This window comes from Corynebacterium sp. AOP36-E1-14, assembly GCF_052377495.1.
GTDB lineage: Bacteria > Actinomycetota > Actinomycetes > Mycobacteriales > Mycobacteriaceae > Corynebacterium.
The window spans coordinates 16,098-38,209 of the sequence record NZ_JBQSWV010000020.1 but is presented as its reverse complement, the minus strand read 5'-3'; the positions used below and the strand labels follow the sequence as shown (position 1 = coordinate 38,209).

The 22,112-nt window shown below is 67.2% G+C and carries 29 protein-coding genes; 9 read left to right on the top strand and 20 right to left on the bottom strand.

What is annotated here, in order from left to right; translation table 11 throughout:
- Window positions 1-20: 20 nt before the first annotated feature.
- From rpsQ to rpsJ, 11 genes are read right to left on the bottom strand one after another with little or no spacing between them, the layout of a single operon-like run.
- Window positions 21-302, bottom strand: a complete 282-nt coding sequence (gene rpsQ / locus ACT3TD_RS10275; RefSeq protein WP_444614779.1) for a 30S ribosomal protein S17 — start codon at window positions 300-302, stop codon at window positions 21-23.
- Window positions 302-535: a 50S ribosomal protein L29 gene (gene rpmC, locus ACT3TD_RS10270; RefSeq protein WP_441582747.1), complete on the bottom strand. Its 234-nt coding sequence runs from the start codon at window positions 533-535 to the stop codon at window positions 302-304. Before rpmC ends, rpsQ begins: the two co-directional genes overlap by 1 nt.
- Entirely contained in the window at window positions 535-951 is a 417-nt protein-coding gene (rplP, locus tag ACT3TD_RS10265; RefSeq protein ID WP_145941229.1) for a 50S ribosomal protein L16, read from the bottom strand. The genes rpmC and rplP overlap by 1 nt, the downstream gene beginning before the upstream one ends.
- 3 nt (window positions 952-954) lie before the next feature.
- Window positions 955-1,698: a 30S ribosomal protein S3 gene (rpsC, locus tag ACT3TD_RS10260; RefSeq protein ID WP_444614780.1), complete on the bottom strand. Its 744-nt coding sequence runs from the start codon at window positions 1,696-1,698 to the stop codon at window positions 955-957.
- Window positions 1,698-2,063 carry a 50S ribosomal protein L22 gene (gene rplV, locus ACT3TD_RS10255; protein ID WP_038546287.1) on the bottom strand — a complete coding sequence of 122 codons (366 nt, stop codon included), beginning with the start codon at window positions 2,061-2,063 and terminating at the stop codon, window positions 1,698-1,700. Before rplV ends, rpsC begins: the two co-directional genes overlap by 1 nt.
- Before the next feature lie 2 nt (window positions 2,064-2,065).
- Complete coding sequence (gene rpsS / locus ACT3TD_RS10250; protein WP_014010890.1) at window positions 2,066-2,344, bottom strand: 30S ribosomal protein S19; 279 nt, start codon at window positions 2,342-2,344, stop codon at window positions 2,066-2,068.
- Between the two features lie 15 nt (window positions 2,345-2,359).
- Complete coding sequence (gene rplB / locus ACT3TD_RS10245) at window positions 2,360-3,202, bottom strand: 50S ribosomal protein L2 (protein ID WP_444614781.1); 843 nt, start codon at window positions 3,200-3,202, stop codon at window positions 2,360-2,362.
- 38 nt (window positions 3,203-3,240) lie between these two features.
- Window positions 3,241-3,546: a 50S ribosomal protein L23 gene (rplW, locus tag ACT3TD_RS10240; protein ID WP_444614782.1), complete on the bottom strand. Its 306-nt coding sequence runs from the start codon at window positions 3,544-3,546 to the stop codon at window positions 3,241-3,243.
- Entirely contained in the window at window positions 3,543-4,208 is a 666-nt protein-coding gene (gene rplD / locus ACT3TD_RS10235; protein ID WP_441583040.1) for a 50S ribosomal protein L4, read from the bottom strand. Before rplD ends, rplW begins: the two co-directional genes overlap by 4 nt.
- Window positions 4,205-4,861, bottom strand: coding sequence for a 50S ribosomal protein L3 (gene rplC, locus ACT3TD_RS10230; RefSeq protein ID WP_441583039.1), 657 nt, complete (start codon window positions 4,859-4,861; stop codon window positions 4,205-4,207). Before rplC ends, rplD begins: the two co-directional genes overlap by 4 nt.
- Before the next feature lie 53 nt (window positions 4,862-4,914).
- A complete protein-coding gene (gene rpsJ / locus ACT3TD_RS10225) occupies window positions 4,915-5,220 on the bottom strand; it encodes a 30S ribosomal protein S10 (RefSeq protein ID WP_010120790.1) in 306 nt (101 codons plus the stop codon).
- 737 nt (window positions 5,221-5,957) lie between these two features.
- On the opposite strand from rpsJ, the gene ACT3TD_RS10220 reads away from it, so the two are divergent.
- The 9 genes from ACT3TD_RS10220 (at window position 5,958) to ACT3TD_RS10180 (ending at window position 12,780) form a co-directional block, all read left to right on the top strand.
- On the top strand, window positions 5,958-6,443 hold the full coding sequence (locus tag ACT3TD_RS10220) for an Asp23/Gls24 family envelope stress response protein (protein WP_301444148.1): 486 nt from the start codon (window positions 5,958-5,960) through the stop codon (window positions 6,441-6,443).
- A gap of 39 nt (window positions 6,444-6,482) precedes the next feature.
- On the top strand, window positions 6,483-6,947 hold the full coding sequence (locus ACT3TD_RS10215) for a hypothetical protein (RefSeq protein WP_444614783.1): 465 nt from the start codon (window positions 6,483-6,485) through the stop codon (window positions 6,945-6,947).
- Between the two features lie 7 nt (window positions 6,948-6,954).
- On the top strand, window positions 6,955-7,143 hold the full coding sequence (locus tag ACT3TD_RS10210) for a hypothetical protein (RefSeq protein ID WP_301444146.1): 189 nt from the start codon (window positions 6,955-6,957) through the stop codon (window positions 7,141-7,143).
- A gap of 6 nt (window positions 7,144-7,149) precedes the next feature.
- Window positions 7,150-8,292, top strand: coding sequence for an Asp23/Gls24 family envelope stress response protein (locus ACT3TD_RS10205; protein ID WP_444614784.1), 1,143 nt, complete (start codon window positions 7,150-7,152; stop codon window positions 8,290-8,292).
- Window positions 8,289-8,966, top strand: coding sequence for a hypothetical protein (locus ACT3TD_RS10200; protein WP_441579571.1), 678 nt, complete (start codon window positions 8,289-8,291; stop codon window positions 8,964-8,966). Before ACT3TD_RS10205 ends, ACT3TD_RS10200 begins: the two co-directional genes overlap by 4 nt.
- The gene (locus ACT3TD_RS10195; RefSeq protein ID WP_444614785.1) at window positions 8,963-9,526 is read left to right on the top strand and encodes a hypothetical protein; all 564 of its coding nucleotides are present in this window, start codon (window positions 8,963-8,965) and stop codon (window positions 9,524-9,526) included. The genes ACT3TD_RS10200 and ACT3TD_RS10195 overlap by 4 nt, the downstream gene beginning before the upstream one ends.
- A 195-nt stretch (window positions 9,527-9,721) precedes the next feature.
- Entirely contained in the window at window positions 9,722-10,813 is a 1,092-nt protein-coding gene (locus tag ACT3TD_RS10190; protein ID WP_444626360.1) for a FecCD family ABC transporter permease, read from the top strand.
- On the top strand, window positions 10,810-11,901 hold the full coding sequence (locus ACT3TD_RS10185; RefSeq protein WP_444626358.1) for a FecCD family ABC transporter permease: 1,092 nt from the start codon (window positions 10,810-10,812) through the stop codon (window positions 11,899-11,901). The genes ACT3TD_RS10190 and ACT3TD_RS10185 overlap by 4 nt, the downstream gene beginning before the upstream one ends.
- A 12-nt stretch (window positions 11,902-11,913) precedes the next feature.
- A complete protein-coding gene (locus ACT3TD_RS10180; protein WP_301443996.1) occupies window positions 11,914-12,780 on the top strand; it encodes an ABC transporter ATP-binding protein in 867 nt (288 codons plus the stop codon).
- Here ACT3TD_RS10180 and ACT3TD_RS10175 read toward each other — a convergent pair.
- From ACT3TD_RS10175 to rpsL, 9 genes are all read right to left on the bottom strand, one after another.
- Window positions 12,761-13,225, bottom strand: coding sequence for a pyrimidine dimer DNA glycosylase/endonuclease V (locus ACT3TD_RS10175; RefSeq protein WP_301443995.1), 465 nt, complete (start codon window positions 13,223-13,225; stop codon window positions 12,761-12,763). The two genes, ACT3TD_RS10180 and ACT3TD_RS10175, sit on opposite strands and share 20 nt — an antisense overlap.
- A gap of 25 nt (window positions 13,226-13,250) precedes the next feature.
- Entirely contained in the window at window positions 13,251-14,291 is a 1,041-nt protein-coding gene (locus tag ACT3TD_RS10170) for an ABC transporter substrate-binding protein (RefSeq protein WP_441579567.1), read from the bottom strand.
- Window positions 14,292-14,340: 49 nt separating this feature from the next.
- Window positions 14,341-15,531, bottom strand: coding sequence for an isochorismate synthase (locus tag ACT3TD_RS10165; RefSeq protein ID WP_441579566.1), 1,191 nt, complete (start codon window positions 15,529-15,531; stop codon window positions 14,341-14,343).
- Window positions 15,509-16,261, bottom strand: a complete 753-nt coding sequence (locus tag ACT3TD_RS10160) for an SDR family oxidoreductase (RefSeq protein ID WP_301444271.1) — start codon at window positions 16,259-16,261, stop codon at window positions 15,509-15,511. Before ACT3TD_RS10160 ends, ACT3TD_RS10165 begins: the two co-directional genes overlap by 23 nt.
- A complete protein-coding gene (locus tag ACT3TD_RS10155) occupies window positions 16,254-16,922 on the bottom strand; it encodes an isochorismatase family protein (protein ID WP_301444270.1) in 669 nt (222 codons plus the stop codon). Before ACT3TD_RS10155 ends, ACT3TD_RS10160 begins: the two co-directional genes overlap by 8 nt.
- Window positions 16,923-17,416: 494 nt before the next feature.
- Window positions 17,417-18,607, bottom strand: coding sequence for an elongation factor Tu (tuf, locus tag ACT3TD_RS10150; RefSeq protein WP_444614786.1), 1,191 nt, complete (start codon window positions 18,605-18,607; stop codon window positions 17,417-17,419).
- A gap of 411 nt (window positions 18,608-19,018) precedes the next feature.
- Window positions 19,019-21,145 (bottom strand): elongation factor G, encoded by a 2,127-nt coding sequence (fusA, locus tag ACT3TD_RS10145; RefSeq protein WP_444614787.1) that lies wholly within the window; start codon window positions 21,143-21,145, stop codon window positions 19,019-19,021.
- 113 nt (window positions 21,146-21,258) lie between these two features.
- Window positions 21,259-21,729, bottom strand: a complete 471-nt coding sequence (gene rpsG, locus ACT3TD_RS10140; RefSeq protein ID WP_444614788.1) for a 30S ribosomal protein S7 — start codon at window positions 21,727-21,729, stop codon at window positions 21,259-21,261.
- 1 nt (window position 21,730) lies between these two features.
- Window positions 21,731-22,102, bottom strand: coding sequence for a 30S ribosomal protein S12 (gene rpsL, locus ACT3TD_RS10135; protein WP_444614789.1), 372 nt, complete (start codon window positions 22,100-22,102; stop codon window positions 21,731-21,733).
- Window positions 22,103-22,112: the final 10 nt, after the last annotated feature.

Sequence of the window (22,112 nt, the reverse complement as noted above, 5' to 3'; positions counted from 1 at the left end):
GTGTGATCCCTGGGAAGGGACTACTTGGCCTTCTCGATGATCTCCAGGAGACGGAAGTGCTTGTCCTTGGACAGCGGCCGGGTCTCCTCGATGCGGACGAGGTCGCCGATACCGGCGGTCTCGTTCTCGTCGTGCGCCTTCACCTTGGAGTTCGCGCGCATGATCTTGCCGTAGAGGGCGTGCTTCTTACGGTCCTCGAGCTCGACCACGATGGTCTTGCTCATCTTGTCGGACACGACGTATCCGGAGCGGACCTTGCGTGCGCCCTTGGTGTTCTCGTTGCTCACAGTAGCCTCGCTCATTATGCGTCCTCACCACCGGGGACGGTGGACAGTCCGAGCTCGCGCTCGCGCAGGACGGTGTAGATCCGGGCGATGTCGCGCTTCACGGTGCCCAGTCGACGGTTGTTGGACAGCTGACCGGTGGCGGACTGGAAGCGCAGGTTGAACAGCTCTTCCTTCGCCTCCGTGAGACGGGTGGTCAGTTCTTCGTTGTTGAGCTCGCGGAATTCGTGAGCCGGGGTTCCGGTAGCCATCAGAACTGATCCTCCTTCTTCACGATGCGCACCTTGCAGGGCAGCTTGTTGCCGGCACGACGGAGCGCCTCGAGGGCGACCTCCTCGTTGGGGTAGTCCATCTCGAAGAGAATGCGGCCGGGCTTGACGTTTGCCACCCACTTCTCCACGGGGCCCTTACCGGAACCCATACGCACGCCGAGCGGCTTCTGGGTCAGGGGGCGGTCCGGGAAGATGTTGATCCACACCTTGCCACCACGCTTGACGTGGCGGTTGATGGCGATACGGGCAGCTTCGATCTGACGGTTGGTGATGTAGGTCGGCTCCAGGGCCTGCAGGCCGTATTCGCCGAACGTCACCCGGTTACCGCCCTTGGACACACCGGAACGGTGCGGACGGTGCTGGCGACGGTACTTCGTGCGCTTGGGGATAAGCACGGGTTAACCCTCCTGCTTCTGCTCTGCGCGCTGGCGCCGGGCACCACCGCGGCGCGGACGCTCGCGGTTGTTGCGGCGCGGACGCTCGTCGCGTGCGTTCTGCAGGGACTCCCGGCGACCGCCGACGACGTCACCCTTGTAGATCCACACCTTGACGCCGATGCGTCCGAAGGTGGTGTGGGCCTCGTAGGTGCCGTAGTCGATCTCGGCGCGCAGGGTGTGCAGCGGAACGCGACCTTCGTGGTAACGCTCGGTGCGGCCCATCTCGGCGCCGCCGAGACGACCCGAGCACACGACCTTGATTCCCTTGACCTCGGGCTGACGCATCGCGGACTGGATGGCCTTGCGCATCGCGCGGCGGAATGCCACGCGGTTGCTCAGCTGCTCGGCGATGGACTGTGCCACCAGCTGAGCGTTCGCGTCGATGTTCTTGACCTCGAGGATGTTGAGCTGCACCTGCTTGCCGGTGAGCTTCTCCAGCTGACCGCGGATGCGTTCGGCCTCGGAGCCGCGGCGGCCGATGACGATACCCGGACGAGCGGTGTGGATGTCCACACGGACCCGGTCGCGGGTGCGCTCGATGACGACGTCGGCGATGCCGGCGCGGTCGAGGCCCTTCGACAGGAACTCGCGGATCTTGATGTCCTCGGCGAGGTAGTCAGCGTACTGCTTGTCGGCGTACCAGCGGGAGCGCCACTCGGAAGTGATACCCAGCCGGAGGCCGTGGGGTTGGATCTTCTGGCCCACTACTGAGCACTTCCCTTCTGGCTCTCGACAACCACGGTGATGTGGCTGGTGCGCTTGCGGATCTGGAAGGCCCGACCCTGGGCGCGCGGCTGGAACCGCTTGAGCGTCGGACCCTCGTCGGCGAAAGCCTCGGAGACGACGAGCGTACGGGGATCCAGGCCGAAGTTGTTCTCGGCGTTGGCCGCGGCGGAGGCGACGACCTTGGCGATCGGCTCGGAAGCCGACTGCGGCGCGAAGCGCAGCAGTGCCAGGGCGTCCTCCACGGACTTGCCGCGGATGGTGTCGATGACGCGGCGTGCCTTCATCGGGGTGACCCGGACGAACTTGGCCGTTGCGCGTGCGTTGTTGACAGCGGTGTCAGACATGTCTATCGCCGACCCTTCTTGTCATCCTTGATGTGACCCTTGAAGGTCTTGGTCGGGGCGAACTCGCCCAGCTTGTGACCGACCATCGAATCATCGATGAACACCGGGACGTGCTTCCGACCGTCGTGGACGGCGAAAGTGTGACCGATGAAATCGGGAAGGATGGTTGACCGGCGGGACCAGGTCTTGATGACCTTCTTGGTGCCGGCGTCGTTCTGAACGTCCACCTTCGCGAGGAGGTGTTCGTCGACGAACGGGCCCTTCTTGAGGCTGCGTGGCATTCTCAACTACCTCCTTTAGCGCTTCTTGTTCTTGTTGCTGCGGCGACGGCGGACGATCAGCTTGTCGCTCGGACGATTGGGCTTGCGGGTACGGCCCTCAGGCTGGCCCCACGGGGAGACCGGGTGGCGACCACCGGAGGTCTTACCCTCACCACCACCGTGCGGGTGGTCGACCGGGTTCATCACGACACCACGGACGGTCGGGCGGACGCCCTTCCAGCGCATACGGCCGGCCTTGCCCCACCGGATGTTGATCTGGTCGACGTTGCCGACCTGACCGACGGTGGCGCGGCAACGGATGTCGACGCGGCGGATCTCGGAGGACGGCATACGCAGGATGGCGTACTTGCCCTCCTTACCCAGCAGCTGCACCGAGGCACCGGCGGAGCGGGCCATCTTGGCACCGCCACCGGGCTTGAGCTCCACGGCGTGGATGGTCGTACCGGTGGGGATGTTGCGCAGGGGCAGGTTGTTGCCGGCCTTGATGTCGGCCGTCGAACCGGACTCGATCACGGTGCCCTGCGTCAGACCGCGGGGAGCGATGATGTACCGCTTCTCGCCGTCGGCGTAGTTCAGCAGCGCGATGTTCGCGGTGCGGTTCGGGTCGTACTCGATGTGCGCGACCTTGGCGGTGATGCCGTCCTTGTCATTGCGACGGAAGTCGATGACACGGTAGCGACGCTTGTGGCCGCCACCCTTGTGACGGGTGGTGATGTGGCCGTGGACGTTGCGGCCGCCGGTCTTCGACAGCGGGCGCAGCAGAGACTTCTCCGGGGTCGAACGAGTGATCTCGTCGAATTCGGAAACGGAGCTCTGGCGGCGACCCGGCGTAGTCGGCTTGTACTTGCGAATAGCCATACTTCTGCTCTCTCTTTACCTGTCGGTGTGCACGGCCGCTACGCGGTCGCACCACCGAAGATGTCGATGGGATCGCTGCCGGCGACCAGGGTCACCATGGCGCGCTTGGTGGCCTTGCGCTGACCGTAACCGGTGCGGGAGCGCTTCCGCTTGCCCGCGCGGTTCAGGGTGTTGACGCTGGCGACCTTCACACCGAAGATCTGCTCGACGGCAATCTTGATCTGGGTCTTGTTGGAGTCCGGGTTCACCAGGAACGTGTAGACGTTCTGCTCCATGAGTCCGTAGGACTTCTCGGAGACGACGGGTGCGACGATGATGTCCCGGGGGTCGGCGATGGTGCTCACTTTGCCTCCTCCTTGGCGGCGGCCTTGGCGGTGTCAGCCACGGCGATGAAGCCGTTGAGCGCCTCGACGGAGAACACGATGTCGTCTGCGTTCAGCACGTCGTAGGTGTTGAGCTGATCGAAGGCCAGGGTGTGGACGTTCGGCAGGTTGTTGGCCGACTTCCACGCCGTGACGTCCTCGCGGCCGAGGACGACCAGGACGGACTTCCGGTCGGTGAGACGCTCGATGAACGTCCGCGCGGCCTTGGTCGACGGGGTCTGGCCAGCGACGAGCTCGTCCACCAGGTGGATGCGCTCGTTGCGGACACGGTCGGTGAGGGCACCGCGCAGGGCGGCGGCCTTCATCTTCTTGGGGGTCCGCTGGTCGTAGTCACGCGGCTGCGGGCCGTGGACCGTGCCACCACCGGTGTAATGCGGGGCGCGGATCGAACCCTGACGGGCGCGACCGGTTCCCTTCTGGCGGAAGGGCTTACGACCACCGCCGCGGACCTCGCCGCGGGTCTTGGTGGCGTGGGTGCCCTGGCGCTTCGCGGCCAGCTGGGCCACGACGACCTGGTGCATCAGCGGAACGGACGGCTCCACGTCGAAGATGGACGCGGGCAGCTCGACCGAGCCGTTGGTGGCACCGTCGGCGGTCTGGACGTTGAGAGTCAGGTTGCTCATGCGTGTGCACCGCCCTTCACTGCGGTCTTGACGGTCACGATGCCGCCGTTAACTCCGGGGATGGCACCCTTGATGAGGAGCAGGTTGGACTCGACGTCCAGCTTTGCAACCTTCAGGTTCTGCAGGGTGACGCGCTCGTTGCCCATGCGGCCTGCCATCCGGGTGCCCTTGAAGACACGGCCCGGGGTGGCGCAGGCGCCGATGCCACCGACGCGGCGGTGAGCGGCCTGGTTACCGTGGGAGGCGCCCTGACCGGCGAAGCCGTGACGCTTCATGGCGCCGGCGTAGCCCTTGCCCTTGGAGGTGCCGGTGACGTCAACGAACGTGACGTCGCCGAACAGTTCTGCGGTGATGTCCTGGCCGACCTCGTAGGAGGACGCGTCGTCGACGCGAATCTCCGTGGAGTGGCGGCGCGGGGTCACACCGGCCTTCTTGAAGTGACCGGCCTGCGGCTTGTTGACCTTACGCGGGTCAATGTCGCCGTAGGCGATCTGGACGGCGTCGTAGCCGTCGATGTCCTTGGTGCGCACCTGGGTGACGACGCACGGCCCAGCCTCGACGACGGTGACCGGAACGACCCGGTTGTCCTCGTCGAAGATCTGGGTCATGCCGAGCTTCTTGCCCAGGATGCCCTTGATCTCGTTTTCACTCATAATTCAGTCTCCGCTGCCTCAGTTCAGACTCAAGTCCAGGTTCTCTGACGAGATCACTGGATGTTGACGTCGACGCTCGCCGGCAGATCGATGCGCATCAGGGCGTCAACGGTCTTCGGCGTCGGGTCGAGAATGTCGATCAGGCGCTTGTGGGTGCGCATCTCGAAGTGCTCGCGCGAGTCCTTGTACTTGTGCGGCGAGCGGATGACGCAGTACACGTTCTTCTCAGTGGGCAGAGGCACAGGGCCGACCACACGAGCACCGGTACGGGTGACCGTCTCGACAATCTTCTTTGCAGAAGCGTCGATTGCCTCGTGATCGTAGGCCTTGAGCCTGATGCGGATCTTCTGTCCCGCCACGCTAGTCCTCTTCCTCGTGTCCCCCTCGCCCGGAGCCCGGGTCCGAGGGAACTTCTTTTCAATGTCAACGCTGTCCGGCCGTGGGCCTGGCACAGACGCCAGTCATGATTTCGGTTGGTCTCACGGTTTCCCTGAGTGCCGTCGTGGAAAGACGATGGCAAACACGGTGACCGTCCGGCCCGCCACGGGGGTGTGCACCCCGGTGGCCGCCGAAATCTATGTGAGGAAGAGCCCCTCCAACGTGGTGGCCGGGATCTTCACTTACTGCCGCTGTTTATTTGCCATGCCCCACCTCCGGCCCCCGCGGTCGGGCGTGTCGGCCCGGTCCACCTGGGTTACCGCACGACAGTCCGACCCCGTCCGGGCAATGCCCAGGCGAAGGTGATCCGTCGATGATGGTTCATGCTCACTTCACCATCTGCGCCGTCTCACGTCTCGGGCTCCCCCACCACCGGTTCCGATCCGGCCTGATGACGAGGTGTAAAGCGAAGACGCTCAGACGCAATGTCAAAGCAACGTCCGCTATTTAACCACGGCGCGGCGCTTCCTTCAAATCCGGTCTTCCCGCAGGCCCCGGTGCCCGCCGGGTGCGTTCGGGAGGGGTCGCTACAACATCTTCCTCCGCCCCGCCGTCACACCCGGGAAAAATGAGTATTCTGGGCGCCAGTACCGACACCGACGTCGGCACGCCCCGTGAGAGACACCATCCAGACTCATCCAGAACAGTGAGGCCACCCATGAGTGAGAACGACTCCCAGAAGAACTCCGGAAGCAGCTCGGTCCCGGCGGTGCAGGACGGCGAGAACACCGACTCGGACCTGTTCACCGAGCACGGCCGCACCTCCGTGGCCGACGTCGTCGTATCGAAGATCGCGGGCATGGCGGCCCGTGAGGTCTCCGGCGTCCACGGCCTCGGCGGTGGCGCCTCGCGCACCATCGGTGCCATCCGCGAGCGCATCCCGGGTGGCCGCGTCAACGTCCAGCAGGGTATCTCGGTGGAGGTCGGCGACCGCCAGGCCGCCGTCGACATCGCCATCGTCGCCGAGTACGGCGTCGCGATCCACGAACTGGCCGAGGCGATCCGCCGCAACATCATCCTCTCCGTCGAGGAGATGACCGGCCTGCAGGTCACCGAGGTCAACGTCGTCGTGCACGACGTCCACCTGCCCGAGGACAACGAGGACGAGGACGTCGAGCCCGAGCAGGCCCCGCGGGTCCAGTAGTCCCCACCGTCCACCGACACCGGAGATCTTGGAGCAACCATGAGTAGTCCCGGAGCATCCGGACCTTCCCCGGACTTCCGCAAGGATCCGGAGTACGTGCGTCTGCGTCGCCAGGTCATCCGCGAGCACCACCCCGACCGCGGTGGTACCGACGACCAGCTCATCGCCGCGCTCCGCGACCTCGACGCCCAGTGGGAACGCCGCAGTTCGCTGCGCCGGAGCGTCGAGAGCGTCAAGCTCCCCGATTTCATTCCCGACGACGTCGCGCGCCAGGCGACCGACTTCGCCGAGCGGACGTCCGACGAGGTGCTGCGGCGCGCGGAGGATCTTCGCGCCCGCAGCTCCGTCATCGCCCACTCGCCGAAGACCCGACGCATGATGCGTGCCGCCGGGAAGTTCGTCAGGGACGCCGACCGGACCGTGCGGTCCCGGCTTCCCACCAGTTTCCCCGGTTCCCGGAGGTTCACCGAGACCGGCCCAGACGACAAGTCCGACAGAGAATGAGGTCATCATGAAGTACGCGACAATCATCGGGGTACTGCTGGGATTCCTGCTGGCCGTCGGTGCCCTGTGGCACGGCGTGGTCGGGTTCCTGGTGGTGCTCGTCCTGTGCGGGGTCGGCGGCCTCGTCGGCGCCCACCTGGAGGGCCTGATCGACCTCCGCCGCGCCTTCAACACCAGTGGCCGGGGACGGGGCTGATCCCCCGTGTCCACCCAGACAACACAGTCGGGGCCCACGGCCCCCGAGGGTGAGGTGCCGGACGCGGCGACCGCGGTCGACCTTCCGCGCAGTGCCGCCTACCGCGAACAGCGCACCCACACGTCCATCGAGCTGAAGGTGCTGGAGAAGATCGCGACACGGGCGGCACTGTCCGTGCCCGGCGTGCTGCGCCACTCCTCCGGGATCGGCCAGCTCACCGGCCGGCGTCTGCCCCGGGTCTCCGTCCAGATGGACCCCGGCGGACGCGCGGCGGTCGTCGACGTCCAGATCGCCACCGCCTGGCCCGCGCCCACCGTGGCCGTGGCACAGGTGACCCGCGAGACCGTCGGTGAATGGGTCGAACACACCACCGGTGTGCCCGTGCTGGCGGTCAACGTGGACGTCACGGCGGTCGTGCCAGGTTCCGGCGATGAGGAGTCCGGTGACAGCTCCGGTGACAGCTCCAGGGCCTCCGGGGTCACCCTCGACGAGTTGGTGCGCGCACCGCGCACGCCCGAACTCACCCGCGTGACCACGGACCGACTGGACGTCACCTCCCCCACCGTCGAGCGCGCGGTGACCGACGTCCTGTCCCCCACCGCACTGGAGGAGGTGACGGTCGAGCATCCGACGGCACCGGAGTCAGTGAGCATCACCCAGGTCATCCTGAACCTGCCGCCGGTACCGCGGCACGTCTCCGCCCCGCCCCGGACCCCGGTGCGTCGTCCGACCACTCCCGCCCCGGTACAGCTCACCCCCGTCCATCTCCCGCCGCCGCCGGAGGTCGCCCATCCGGTCACCCCGCCCGTCGAACCGGTGCGCCACCCGCGCGCACCGTTCGACGCCACCCGTCCGCGTCCCCTGGAACCGGTACTCGTGGACCACGCCGACGTCGTCGTGCCCCCGCGGGCGCAGGGACTTCCTCTGCTGCGGGACGTCCCCACACCGGCGGGGCCGCGGCTGCGCGACATCCCGACCCCACGCGGCCTGGCCACCCGGGCGGTGCCGACGCCCCAGGGACTGGAGGTGACCGTCTTTCCCACCGTGCGGCGCCGTCGCACGGTCCCCGTCACGGTCGACACCTCCCGCCGCTGGCGGCCGGCCGGCGCGGAAGACACCTCAACACCCGACAGGAGGAGCCCGCGGTGACGACGACACACAACGCACCCCAGCACCCCGAGCACTACCGTCCGGAACCCTCCGGCCGGTTCGCCGTCGACCTCACCACGCTGGACGACGAGACCCGGGACGGCGGGAAGAAGAACGGCAAGGACGCGTCGCGTCCTGCGCCGCCTGAGCCCAAGGCCGCGCCGCATGCGCGCGGCTGGACCGTCCTGCTCGGGCTCGTCCTGCTCGGCGTCACCGCCGTCATCGTCCGTGACATCCTCATCGTCACCGACACCGTCGGCGGGACGCAGCTCCTGCCGCCCGTGTTCGACTGGTTCGCCACCGTCCAGCAGGAGACGTGGATGCTGTGGGCCGGCATCGGCTGCGCCGTCGTCGCGCTCATCTTCCTCATCGTCACGCTGCGCCCCCGCAGCCGGACGCACCTCGCGTTCGACGACGACACCGCACTGTTCGCCCGCCCCGTCGACGTGGCCCGGTTGTCCACCGCCGCCGCACGTCGGGTGCCCGGGGTGCTCACCGCCCGGAGCGTGGCGACGCGCAAGAAGATCTCCGTGACCGTGGAAACCGCGGTCACCCCGGACTCCGCCGGAGCCATCCGGGACACCGTGGCCGCCCAGGTCAACGAGCTCGCCGGGCACCTGACGTCGACCCCGACGGTCGACGTGAGCGTCTCCGCAGGAGGTGAAGGCAAGTGAACCGTGGCAGAGCAACCTTCGACCGGCTCGTGACCTTCCTGCTGTTCCTCCTGTTCGGAGGGCTCGCCTTCTGGGCAGTCGGAGTGCACTTCGAGTTCGGCCCCGCCGAGCGCATCGGCGAGGCCGTGGACCGCGACTTCTGGTCCGGGCTGACCGGGCAGGACAACTACACCGCCATCCTCATCGTCGCCGCCGTGGTCACCGGACTGGTGGGACTGTTCCTCATCGGCATCAACATCGAACGGCGACGCCTCGGCCGGGGCGCCTCACCGACGTCCGCGGCGACCGGCACGATCCGCACGTCCCCCGGGGACCTCGCGTCCGCCGTCGCCCAGTCCTTCGAGAAGCGCGACGACGTACGTTCGACGTCCTACCGTGCGACCACCGACCGCGGTACCGACATCATCGAGATCCGGTTGCGGATCCCGGCAGAGGCCGACGTAGCCGAGCTCGGTGCCGACTGCGCCCGCGCGGCCCGGGACATCACCACCGCACTCCCGGGCCAGGAGATCCTCCCCCGATTCCTGCTGCAGGTCGAGCAGCCCGCCCGGCCCCGGTAGGAGTTCGCGAGGCGGCACAGGCGGCGTGCCGGACACGCTGGACCGCAGGTCAGGGGAATATCAATCCCTTGACAGTGAGGTTAGCCTACTGATAGTGCCCCCCGGGCAAGCGAACCCTTATACGTGGTCCGCTCCGCGCCGACTACGAGGAGGAAGAACGGGGTTCCCGGCTGTCCCGGGACCGCTCACGCACCAATGACACACACCCTGGACACCTCGCAGGCTCCACCCTCCGATGACAGCGACGACGGCCACAAGGACACCGTAGCGGCCTCCACGACCACCGGACTGTACGCGAAACGGGCCATCGGCCTGGTCGTCCTGCTCGTCGTCCTCTTCCTGGCCTTCATCGCCAGCCTCGCCCACGGCGCCAACCCCATCCCCTACGCGGAGGTCTGGGACGCGATCTGGAACCGCGGGGAGAACGAGGCGTCCTACATCGTGTGGGACCAGCGCTTCCCACGGACGGTGATCGGCATCCTCACCGGTGCCGCCTTCGCCCTGTCCGGTGCACTGATCCAGGCACTCACCCGTAACCCCCTGGCGGACGCCGGCATCCTCGGCGTCAACGCCGGCGCGGGACTGGCCGTCACCGTGGGCGTGGGCATCTTCGGCATCGCAGGCATCACCCAGTACATCTGGTTCGCCTTCCTCGGCGCCGCGGCCACCACCGTGCTGGTCTACGTCATCGGCGTGGCCGGCGGCTCCCGCGGGGCGAACCCGGCGACGCTCGTCCTCGCCGGTGTCGCACTGGCCGCCGTGTTCGGAGGTGTGACCAGCTTCCTGCAGCTCATCGACCCCGACACCTTCGAGGCCATCCGCAACTGGAACCTCGGTTCCGTGGCCCGGACCTCCATCGTCGACGCGCAGGCCGTGATCCCCTTCCTCCTGCTCGGATTCGTGCTGGCGGTCCTGGTGTCCACCGACCTGAACTCCATCGCCCTGGGCGACGACCTCGCCGCATCCCTGGGCACCAAGGTCGTGCGCGCCCGGATCGTGACGATCCTGGCCGTCACCGTGCTCGCCGGCGGGGCGACCGCGCTGACCGGCGGCATCGGCTTCGTGGGGCTGATGGTGCCCCACGTGGTGCGCTGGATCGTCGGTCCGGACCAGCGTTGGATCTTCTTCTACTGCCTGCTCGGCGGACCGATCATGGTCATGCTGGCCGACACCCTGGGCCGTGTCATCGCCCGTCCCGGTGAAATCGAGGTGGGCATCCTCACCGCCGTCATCGGTGCCCCGGTGCTCATCGCCCTGGTCCGTCGGAAGAATGCGAGCGGCCTGTGAAGACTCCTGACAGCACGATCGACTTCGGCTACGCCACCCGCACCGTCCGGACCCCGTTCACCCACCACCGATTCCACATCCGCTCGGGCGTGGTCGCCTGCCTCTTCATCGGCTCGGCCGCACTGCTCGCCCTGGTGGCCATCGGCATCGGCCAGTACCCGCTCAACCCGCTGGAGGTGTTCAACGCCATCATCGGCAACGGCGAACGCTTCCACCGGATCGTGGTCGTGGAGTGGCGCATGCCCGTGGCGATCTCCGCGGTGTTCTTCGGCGCCCTGCTCGGCATCGGTGGCGCGGTGTTCGAGTCCATGACCCGCAACCCGCTGGGCTCCCCGGACATCATCGGCTTCGACGCCGGCTCCTTCACCGCCGTGACCCTGACCATGCTGGTCATCGGTTCCACCGCCTACTGGAACATCGCCTTCGCCGCGATCATCGGCGGCGTGCTGACCGCCTTCGTGGTCTTCCTGCTGGCCCGCAAGAACAAGTCGGTGCAGAGCTTCCGCCTGATCATCGTGGGCATCGGCGTCTCCGCCACCCTCGGCTCGCTCAACGCCTACCTGATCACCCGCGCCGACGTGGAGGACGCCATGATGGTCGGCTTCTGGTCCGCCGGGTCGATCAACCGGGTCACCTGGCAGTCGCTGCTGCCCGTCCTGGCCATCGGCATCCTGGTCATCGTCCTGATCGCCCTGCTGGCCCCGGCGCTCAAGCAGATGGAACTCGGCGACGACGCCGCCACCACCCAGGGCGTGAACGTGGAACGTACCCGCCTGGCCCTGATGATCACCGGTGTGGCCACGACCGCGCTGGTCACCGCCGCCGCCGGGCCCATCGGCTTCATCGCCCTGGTCGCCCCGCAGCTCGCCCGGCGCATCGCCGGCACCCCGGGGGTCACCGTGCTCGGTGCCGCCGCGGTGGGTGCCGCCCTGCTCACCTTCGCCCACTTCCTCTCGCTGGTGATATCCCAGTTCTACCGTTCGATCCCCGTCGGTCTGCTGACCGTGAGCGTGGGCGGCGTGTACATGATCTGGCTGCTCGTCCGCGAGGCCCGCAAGCAGTACGGCGCACCGAAACAGACCAACTAACGGGAACATGGAATGACTGACTCAACGCACGGCCCCTCGACCCGCCTGAAGGCCGTCGACGCCACCATCGGTTACGACCAGCGGATCATCTCCACCGACCTCTCGGTGGATATCCCGCACGAGTCGTTCACCGCCATCATCGGTCCCAACGGCTGCGGCAAGTCCACCCTGCTGCGCGCACTCGCCCGCGTCCTGACCCCGGCGAAGGGCGAGGTCCTGCTGGACGACAAGAAGATCTCGTCCTACGGGGCGAAGGACGTCGCCCGCCAGCTCGGACTGCTCCCGCAGACCTCCCTGGCACCCGAGGGCATCCGCGTCGCCGACCTCGTCGCCCCCGGGCGCGCCCCCTACCAGTCGCTGTTCCACCAGTGGTCGCGTGAGGACGAGCAGGCGGTGAAGGAGGCCCTGGAGGCCACCCGCACCGACGTGCTGTCAGGCCGTCTCGTCTCCGAACTCTCCGGCGGTCAGCGCCAGCGCGTGTGGGTGGCGATGCTGCTGGCCCAGCAGACCCCGATCATGCTGCTCGACGAGCCGACGACATTCCTGGACATCGCCCACCAGTACGAGCTGATGGAGCTGCTGCGCACCTTCCACGACGACGGCAAGACCGTGGTCACCGTGCTGCACGACCTCAACCAGGCCTGCCGTTACGCCGGGCACCTCATCGTGATGCGCGACGGGCGGATCGTGACGACCGGCGCCCCGCAGGACGTGATGACCCCCGAGCTCGTCGAGGAGGTCTTCGGACTGCGCGCCCTGGTGGTCCCCGACCCGGTCACCGGGACGCCGAACATCGTGCCCCTGGACCCGCGGGCGGAGAAGAACGTGGTCTCCGCGGTGAACCCGGAACACGAGAACGCTACCGCCGGGGGTCGCTGACCACCTCCCAGTCCTCGACCTCCCCCGCCACGACCCGCAACAGCGGGTGGGCGGGGATCTCGTCGTCCGGGAGGCTCGCGTCCGGCAGGTTGTCCAGCCACTCCGGCGCACGCTCGGTCACCTTACGACGCAGGTGCTCGAGCTCGTAGGCGAGCTGCCCGCCGGTGACGGGGACCGGTGTGAGGTCGTCCGGCGTCGCCGTGCCGTGGATCCGGGTGCCGTCGAAGCGGTAGCCCCGTGCCGTGGCCTCCTCGCGCAGGGCCCACAGGTAGGCGGCGATAGCCTCGGTCGGGGCGTCCTGCGCGCGGAACCTCCTGAGCTGCGGGTGCGCGGTGTAACCCCGCGTCCCGCCTTCCAGCACCTTCTGCGCCAGCAACGCCTCGCGCCAGCAGGCCACGAGTGCGGCACGGTCGAGGATCGAGGGGTCAAGGCTCCACAGTCGCATGGACGGCCAGCATACCCCTCCCGGGTCAGTTGGCGGAGGAGTCCTCGACGGCGTCCTCGAGGTTGTCGAGGACGTCGAAGGCGTCGGTGAATCCGGCGATGGTCCCCTTGCCGAGCGGGTGGACCTCCCCCTGCCGGGAGGCCTCGAGGTCACGGAAGGCGGTCGACTCCATCAGTGTGTCGAGGGAGTCGGTCGTCGAGCCGTCGAACCCCGTCGCGTAGAAGACGAGGTCCGCGTCGCCGAGCACCGAGCTGAGGTTCTCCGCCGACATCTCCTGCTCCCAACCGTCGGCGTCGCGGGTGGCGTCGTCGATGCCGTCGGCGAACCGGGCACCCGCCGGCGTGATGATCTCGCCGGCCATGCTGCCGGAGCCCATCGCGGTGATCTCCTGGTCGTCGTAGGAGGCGAAGAAGGCCACCCGCCGGTCGGCCAGCTCATCACCGTAGGCATCGGCGACGTCCTCCTGACGGGCTCGCAGATCCTCCTCGAGCTCCTCGTAGCGGTCGGTGCGGTTGACCGCGTCGGCGATCTGCGCCACCCGGCCGGACCAGTCCGCCCGCTCGGGCCCGGCGTGCGTGTAGATGTAGGACGGAGCGAGTTCCCGCAGCTTCTCCACGATCTCCTCGTCCACCATGTTCGGCACGAGGATCAGGTCAGGCTCCAGCGCCGCGACGGCCTCGAGGTCCGCCTGGCCGTCCCGGCCGATGTCCGGAACGTCCTTCATCCGCTCGAACTGCTCCTCGGTCAGCAGGGACCTGGTGGCCGTGCCGTTCTGGCCGGCGGGTTCGGTCCCCAGGTCCAGGAGTGCCTGCACGGCGGCGAAGTGCAGGGTGACGATGGTCTGCGGGTCCGCCGGGACCTCCACCTCGTTGCCCTCGGAATCCGTCACCGTGCGCACGTCCCCGTCGGCCACGTCGGTGACCGAGTCGGAGTTGGAGCCGTCCTCCCCGTCGGTGCTGCATGCGGGCACCGCGAGGAGCAGGGCCGCGGCGAGGACGCCGGACGCCGCGCGTCGGCGGGCGTGGCGGTTGGGAACGGTGGCTGAGGGGTGCGGGAAGGACGTCATGAGGGGATCATGACACATTCCGACCCCTTAGGCCAGGCTTTCCTATTGTCTAGACACTGACGGCGCGACGCTGCTGGTTCTGCAGGACGCGCGCGAAGGTGGCGAACTTCGTCGCCGTCTCCCGGTGTTCCTCCTCCGGCACGGAACCGGCGACGATGCCGGCCCCGGCGAAGAGCTGCGCCCGGGGGCCGTCGACGACGCCGCCGCGCAACGACAACGCCCACTCGGCGTTGCCGTTGGCGTCCACCCAGCCGACCAGACCGGAGTACATACCGCGGTCGAAGTCCTCCAGCTCCCCGATGAGCTCACGGGCGGTCGCCGTGGGCCAGCCGCAGACGGCGGGTGTGGGGTGCAGGTCGTAGAGCATCTTCATCACCGACGCCGGCGAACCGACCCCCGGCAACCGGCCGGTGATCCGACTGCCCAGGTGCAGGATCACCGGGGTGGACACCACACTCGGCGCCTCCGGCACCACCACGTTGTTCGCGTGACGGTGGAACACCTCCCCCACCTGGTTGACCACGTGGCCGTGCTCGGCGCGGTCCTTCGGCGAGGTCAGGAGGTTGCGGGTCAGGTCCCGGTCACGCTCCGGGTGCTGACGGTCCCGCGGCACCGAACCCGCCAGCGGGAAACTCGTGACCGCACCGCGCCGGCTGCGCAGGACGAGCTCCGGGCTCGCCCCCACCAGCGAACCCTGCGACTCACCGAGGGCGGCTCGGTAGATGTAGGCGTGCGGGTTCGCCGCACCGAGGTCGGCGACGAGCCGGTCGAGGTCGAAGTCCTGCTCCGCCTCCAGCGACGCCGTCCGGGCGAGGACGACCTTCTTGAGCTCCTCGGCCTCGATCCGCTCCACGGCGCTGGCCACCGCGCGACGGTAGCCGGGCGAATCCGGCAGCGACAGGGGTTCTGCGGCGGCGTTCGCCGCCGTCGCAGCGTCCTGCGCCGCGTCCTGGGCCGTCTCCTGGGCCGTGTCACCGACGGAACCCTCCCGCCAGGTGACCTCCTCGGGCACGTAGAGGACCGCGGGACGTCCGGTGTCGAAGGGGATGCACCCGACGACCGGCCCCTCGTTGCCCAGGTGCACGAGCAGGGACTCGACGGCGTCGGCGACACTGTCGCCGTCCCACACCGACGGGTCCACGACCTGCTTCACGCCCCGGGCCGACAGCCGGTACTCCGGCGTGGAGAAGTCGAACAACATGTCATCGGTACGCGGGTCAACGCTGGCTGGCACCACCATCGACGACCACCTCCTGGAGGGTCATGTGACGGGAACCGTCACCGGTGAGAAAGACGACGACCGAGGCGATGTCCGACGGATCGGCGATTCGCCCCAGCGGAATGCCCGACTTGAACAACTCGGGCTGACCGGCGACCAACGACTCCTCCGAGCCGAGACCGTCGATCATCGACGTGCGGGTGGTGCCCGGGCAGACAACGTTACACCGCACGCCACGGGGCCCCAGCTCAAGGCCGAAGGACCTCGTCACGCTGCTGGCCGCCGCCTTGGACGCCGCATAGGCGACCATCCTGGAGCGCGGCACCGAGCCGGCGTTGGACCCGATGGTGACGATCGAGCCGCCGCCGCGCTCCGCCATCCGCGGGCCCAGCGTGCGGCACAGGGCGAAGACGCCGAAGGCGTTGACGGCGAACTGGCGGTCCCAGTCCTCGTCGCTGGTCTCCTCACCCGGTCCGCCGGCGATCACGCCGGCACCGTTGACGAGGGCGTCCACCGGGCCGACCGAGGACCACACGTCCTCGACGATCGTCGCGACCTGGTCGGAGTCCGAGACGTCCAACCCCACCTGGTGGAGGACGCCCGGCAGTTGCGTCCGCACACGGATGACACCCGCGTCGTGGGACACGTCGGCCGCGGAAACCGTGTGACCGGCCTCCAGAAGTCGGGTCACGACGGCGTTACCGATACCGCCCGCCGCGCCCGTGACAAAGACATGGGACAACTCAACCACGCGCCCCGACCGCAGCCGCCGGACGTGCGAACTGGGTGAGCCCGTCGACGACCGACGCCGTGTCCGTGACGAGGCCGCACCGCGACGCGGCGAAGTCCAGGGTGTGCCGGTGGTCCTCCGGGGTGAAGTCCGCCATCGCGTCGGCGACCAGGAAAGGCTTGACGTCTCGCATGAACGCGGAGGTCGCCGTTGTCAGGCAACCGATGTGGGCGTACACGCCGACGATGATGAGCTGGTCGCGGCCGTCGCCGGCGAGCATGTCCTCGAAGTCCGAGCGGGAGAAGGCGTCGTAGCGCCACTTGGTGAGCACCGTGTCCGCCTCACGCGGGGCGAGGTCGCCCACGATCGCCTGGCGGCCGTCGTCGGTGAGGCCGGGGCCCCAGAAGTCACCGAGGAGCCCGCGGTCGGAGGGGTCCTGGTTCGGCGGCTGAGCGGTGTAGAACACCGGGACACCGGCGGCGTCCGCGGCCTCGCGGAGCCGACGGATGTTGTCGATGACGGTGGCGACCATCGGCGAGTCCTCGCCGAACGCGTCGATGAAATACTCCTGCATGTCATGGATCAGCAGAGCTGCGTGAGGGGCATCAAGCTGCCAGTCCGCGCGATTCCGCGGCAGGGAATCGGCGGCGGGCAACGGGTAAGGTGCAATCGCGGGTAGCACGACGTCCTCCTAAAAGGGTGTGAGGGTATACCGCCATAAGCGACGGCGGCAACAGCATACCCTACCCTTGCTTCACGTATACCAGACCTATCTATGTCATTTGCCACATGCGCGCAGTATTGACACAACTGTCCCGCCACGGACACCGGGACGACATCTGCGCAGCGTATCAGCGGACAATGGCGTTCACCGCTGGCTTGGGGGGTTGCGGGTTGCCAGGATATTGGCAGCGGGCCGTGGGGCGGGGAGGTCCTGCGGGGCGCGGTGGGGCCGTGCGGAATAACCACCCTTCCAGGCAGCCAATCGGCCCGTTTCCCTGTTTGGAAGGGTGATCGCACTGCATGGCCACTCCCCTACGCCTGACGGGGGAACGCGGAGGAGGACCGGGCATGCAAAAAGGACTGCCCCCTCCCGTGCGAACACGGGTGGGGGCAGTCCTCAGTGCCGTCCATCGCGCCGGAGCGCGGGGACGGACCCTGTCAGGTCAGATCAAACTACTTGTTGATCTTGGTGACACGGCCGGCGCCGACGGTGCGGCCACCCTCACGGATGGCGAACCGCAGGCCCTCGTCCATGGCGACCGGCTGGATCAGGGTGACGCTCATGTCGACGTTGTCGCCGGGCATGACCATCTCGGTGCCCTCCGGCAGCTTCACGACGCCGGTGACGTCGGTGGTGCGGAAGTAGAACTGCGGGCGGTAGTTGTCGAAGAACGGGGTGTGGCGGCCGCCCTCATCCTTGGACAGGATGTAGACGGAGCCCTCGAACTCGGTGTGCGGGGTGTAGGCACCGGGCTTGGCGATGACCTGACCGCGCTCGACGTCCTCGCGCTTCAGACCGCGGAGCAGCAGGGCGGCGTTGTCGCCGGCCTCAGCCGAATCCAGCAGCTTGTTGAACATCTCGATGGAAGTCACCGTGGTCTTGGTGGACTTCTCGCGGATGCCGATGATCTCGATCTCGTCGTTCAGGTTCAGCTCGCCACGCTCGACACGACCGGTAACCACGGTGCCGCGGCCGGTGATCGTGAAGATGTCCTCGACGGGCATCAAGAACGGCTTGTCGGTCTCGCGCTCCGGATCCGGGATGGAGTCGTCGCAGGCCTGCATGAGGTCGACGATCGCCTGGGTCCACTTCGGGTCGCCCTCGAGCGCCTTCAGAGCGGAGATCTGGACGATCGGGGCCTCTTCGTCGTAGTCCTGCTCGCCCAGGAGCTCACGGACCTCCATCTCGACGAGCTCGATGAGGTCCTCATCGTCAACCATGTCGCACTTGTTCAGCGCAACGAGGATGTAGGGAACGCCAACCTGGCGAGCCAGCAGAACGTGCTCGCGGGTCTGCGGCATCGGGCCGTCAGTGGCGGCGACGACGAGGATCGCACCGTCCATCTGAGCAGCACCGGTGATCATGTTCTTGATGTAGTCGGCGTGACCCGGCGCATCCACGTGTGCGTAGTGGCGCTTCTCGGTCTGGTACTCCACGTGGGAGATGTTGATCGTGATGCCACGCTCACGCTCCTCCGGCGCCTTGTCGATGGCGTCGAATGCGAAGGCCTGGTTGAGCTCCGGGTAGGTGTCAGCCAGAACCTTCGTGATAGCGGCAGTCGTCGTGGTCTTGCCGTGGTCGACGTGACCGATGGTGCCGATGTTAACGTGCGGCTTAGTACGCTCGAACTTAGCCTTCGCCACTGTGGTGTCCTCCTGGACTCTTCGGTGACTACGACTCTCGCAGCCACGGGGATTATGTACTCCGGTACCGGGTCCACTGCTGGTGCAGCAGCCGGAACACCGGGTCTTTCATTGTGCCGATTACAGCATCGTACAGCGCGTTGGCGGCCGTGACATCCCCGCACCGGAACGGCGGGATTGAAAGGGCTTCCTGCCTACACGCAGGTGCTGGGTAACGGCCAGCACTCTGCATCCTACTGCAACCTGCGCCGCAGCGAAAACCGCGTGGTGACGGCAGGTTACGAGGATACCGGGTGCTGACCCCTACCCTCCCCCGAGGATGGCCGGTGTCACCAGCCGGAGGCTGGGCCGCCGTCCGCGGGGAGGACGAGGTCGCGTCCTTCGGCCGGGGCCGAGGGAGGCGGCGGAGAACTAGGCGTTGCCCGTGCGCTCCGCGATGATCTCGGTCGCCACGGAGGAGGGAACCTCACCGTAGGAGTCGAAGATCATGGTGTAGTTCGCACGACCCTGGGTCTTGGACCGCAGGTCGCCGACGTAGCCGAACATCTCGGACAGCGGGACCTTGCCCTTGACGACCTTGGCGCCGGAGCGGTCCTCCATGGCCGAGACCTGGCCACGACGGGAGTTGATGTCGCCGATGACCTCACCCATGAACTCCTCAGGGGTGGTGACCTCGACAGCCATCAGGGGCTCGAGCAGGACCGGCTTCGCCTTGGCGACGCCTTCCTTCAGGGCCTGGGAACCGGCGATCTTGAACGCCATCTCCGAGGAGTCGACGTCGTGGTACTGACCGTCGATCAGGGTGGCCTTGATGTCGACCAGCGGGAAGCCCGCCAGGTAGCCGTACTGCATGGCGTCCTGGATGCCGGCGTCCACCGAGGGGATGTACTCACGGGGGATGCGGCCACCGGTGACGGCGTTGACGAACTTGTAGTTCGCGTCCTCGCCCTCCTCCAGCTCCTCGGGATCCGGGTTGTACGGCTCGAGGGCGATGATCACCTTAGCGAACTGACCGGAACCACCGGTCTGCTTCTTGTGGGTGAACTCGATCTTCTCGACGGGCTTGCGGATGGTCTCGCGGTACGCGACCTGCGGGGCACCCACGTTGGCCTCGACCTTGAACTCGCGCTTCATGCGGTCGACGAAGACGTCGAGGTGCAGCTCGCCCATACCACCGATGATGGTCTGGCCGGTCTCGTCGTCGAGGTTGACGGTGAAGGTCGGGTCCTCTTCGGTCAGGCGCTGGATGGCGACACCCAGCTTCTCCTGGTCCGACTTGGTCTTCGGCTCGATGGAGACCTTGATGACCGGGTCCGGGAAGTCCATGGACTCCAGGAGGATCGGGTCGTTGATGTCGCAGAGCGTGTCACCGGTGGTGGTCTCCTTGAGACCGATCATCGCGTAGATGTTACCGGCGTGGGCCTTGTCGACCGGGTTCTCCTTGTTGGCGTGCATCTGGAAGAGCTTGCCAACGCGCTCCTTCTTACCGGTGACGGCGTTGAGGACCTGCTGGCCCGGCTCGACGTTGCCCGAGTAGACGCGCACGAAGGTGAGCTTGCCGAAGAACGGGTGAGCGGCGATCTTGAAGGCGAGAGCGGAGAAGGGCTCGTCGTCGTTGGGCTTGCGGGACATCTCGACGTCGTCGTGGCCCGGCTTGTGGCCCTGGATGTTCTCGACGTCCAGCGGGGACGGGAGGTAGTCGATGACCGCGTCCAGCACCGGCTGGATGCCCTTGTTGTGGTACGCGGTACCACAGAGCACGGGGTAGATCTCGGAGTTGATCGTCAGCTTGCGGATGGCAGCCTTGATCTCCTCGAGGGAGAGCTCCTCGCCCGCGAAGTACTTCTCCATGAGTGCCTCGTCGGACTCGGCGACGGACTCGAGGAGCTTCTCGCGGTACTCGGCGGCCTTGTCGGCGAGATCGGCGGGGATCTCCTCGTAGGTCGGCTCAGCGCCGACCTCGACGCGGCCGCGCCAGGTGATGGCCTTCATGGTCAGCAGGTCGACGACGCCGTCGAAGTCGTCCTCGACGCCGATCGGGAGCTGCATGACCAACGGCTTCGCACCGAGGCGGTCGATGATGGTCTGAACGGTGAAGTCGAAGTCCGCGCCCAGCTTGTCCATCTTGTTGACGAAGCAGATGCGGGGGACGTCGTACTTGTCGGCCTGACGCCAGACCTGCTCCGACTGGGGCTCGACGCCCTCCTTGCCGTCGAAGACGGCGACGGCGCCGTCGAGGACGCGCAGGGAGCGCTCGACCTCGACGGTGAAGTCGACGTGGCCGGGCGTGTCGATGATGTTGACCTGGTTCTCATCCCAAAAACAGGTGACGGCGGCGGAGGTGATCGTGATGCCACGCTCCTTCTCCTGCTCCATCCAGTCAGTGGTGGAGGCACCGTCGTGCGTCTCGCCAACCTTGCGGTTGATGCCGGTGTAGTAGAGGATGCGCTCGGTCGTCGTGGTCTTACCAGCATCGATGTGCGCCATGATGCCGATGTTGCGGACCTTCTTCAGGTCCTTCTGCACTTCTTGTGCCACAGTCTATTCCCTCGGTGTTGTTGGAATGTCGTAGATGATTGTGCCATCGACCGGGCGACCACGCAGGTTCCACGCCGGCCGGGAGGAGTCACCCGGGGGTGACTCCTCTCAGATCACCAGCGGTAGTGGGCGAAGGCGCGGTTGGCCTCGGCCATCTTGTGGGTGTCCTCGCGACGCTTGACCGAGGCGCCGAGACCGTTGGACGCATCCAGGATCTCGTTGGCGAGACGCTCGGTCATCGTGTTCTCGCGGCGCTGACGGGTGAAGGTGACGAGCCAGCGCAGGGCCAGGGTGGTGGAGCGACCGGGACGGACCTCGACCGGGACCTGGTAGGTGGCGCCACCGACGCGACGGGAGCGGACCTCGAGGGCCGGCTTCACGTTGTCGAGGGCCTTCATCAGCGTGAGGACCGGGTCGGTACCGGTCTTGTCGCGGCAGGCCTCGAGGGCACCGTAGACGATGCGCTCGGCGGTGGACTTCTTGCCGTCCAGCAGAACCTTGTTCACGAGCTGGGAGACGATGACGTCGTCGTAGACCGGATCCTTGACGACGGGACGTGCGGGTGCGGGACCTTTACGCGGCATTCTACTTCTCCTTCTTGGCGCCGTAGCGGGAACGGGCCTGCTTGCGGTCCTTGACACCCTGGGTATCGAGGGAGCCGCGGACGATCTTGTAGCGGACACCCGGGAGGTCCTTCACACGACCACCACGGACGAGCACCATGGAGTGCTCCTGGAGGTTGTGGCCCTCACCGGGGATGTAGGCGGAGACCTCGATGCCGGAGGTCAGTCGCACACGGGCGACCTTACGAAGAGCCGAGTTCGGCTTCTTCGGGGTGGTGGTGTACACGCGGGTGCACACGCCACGACGCTGGGGCGAGCCCTTCAGCGCAGCCGTGGCAGTCTTGACAGACTTGTCGTGGCGGCCCTTTCGGACCAGCTGCTGGATAGTAGGCATAAACCGACTT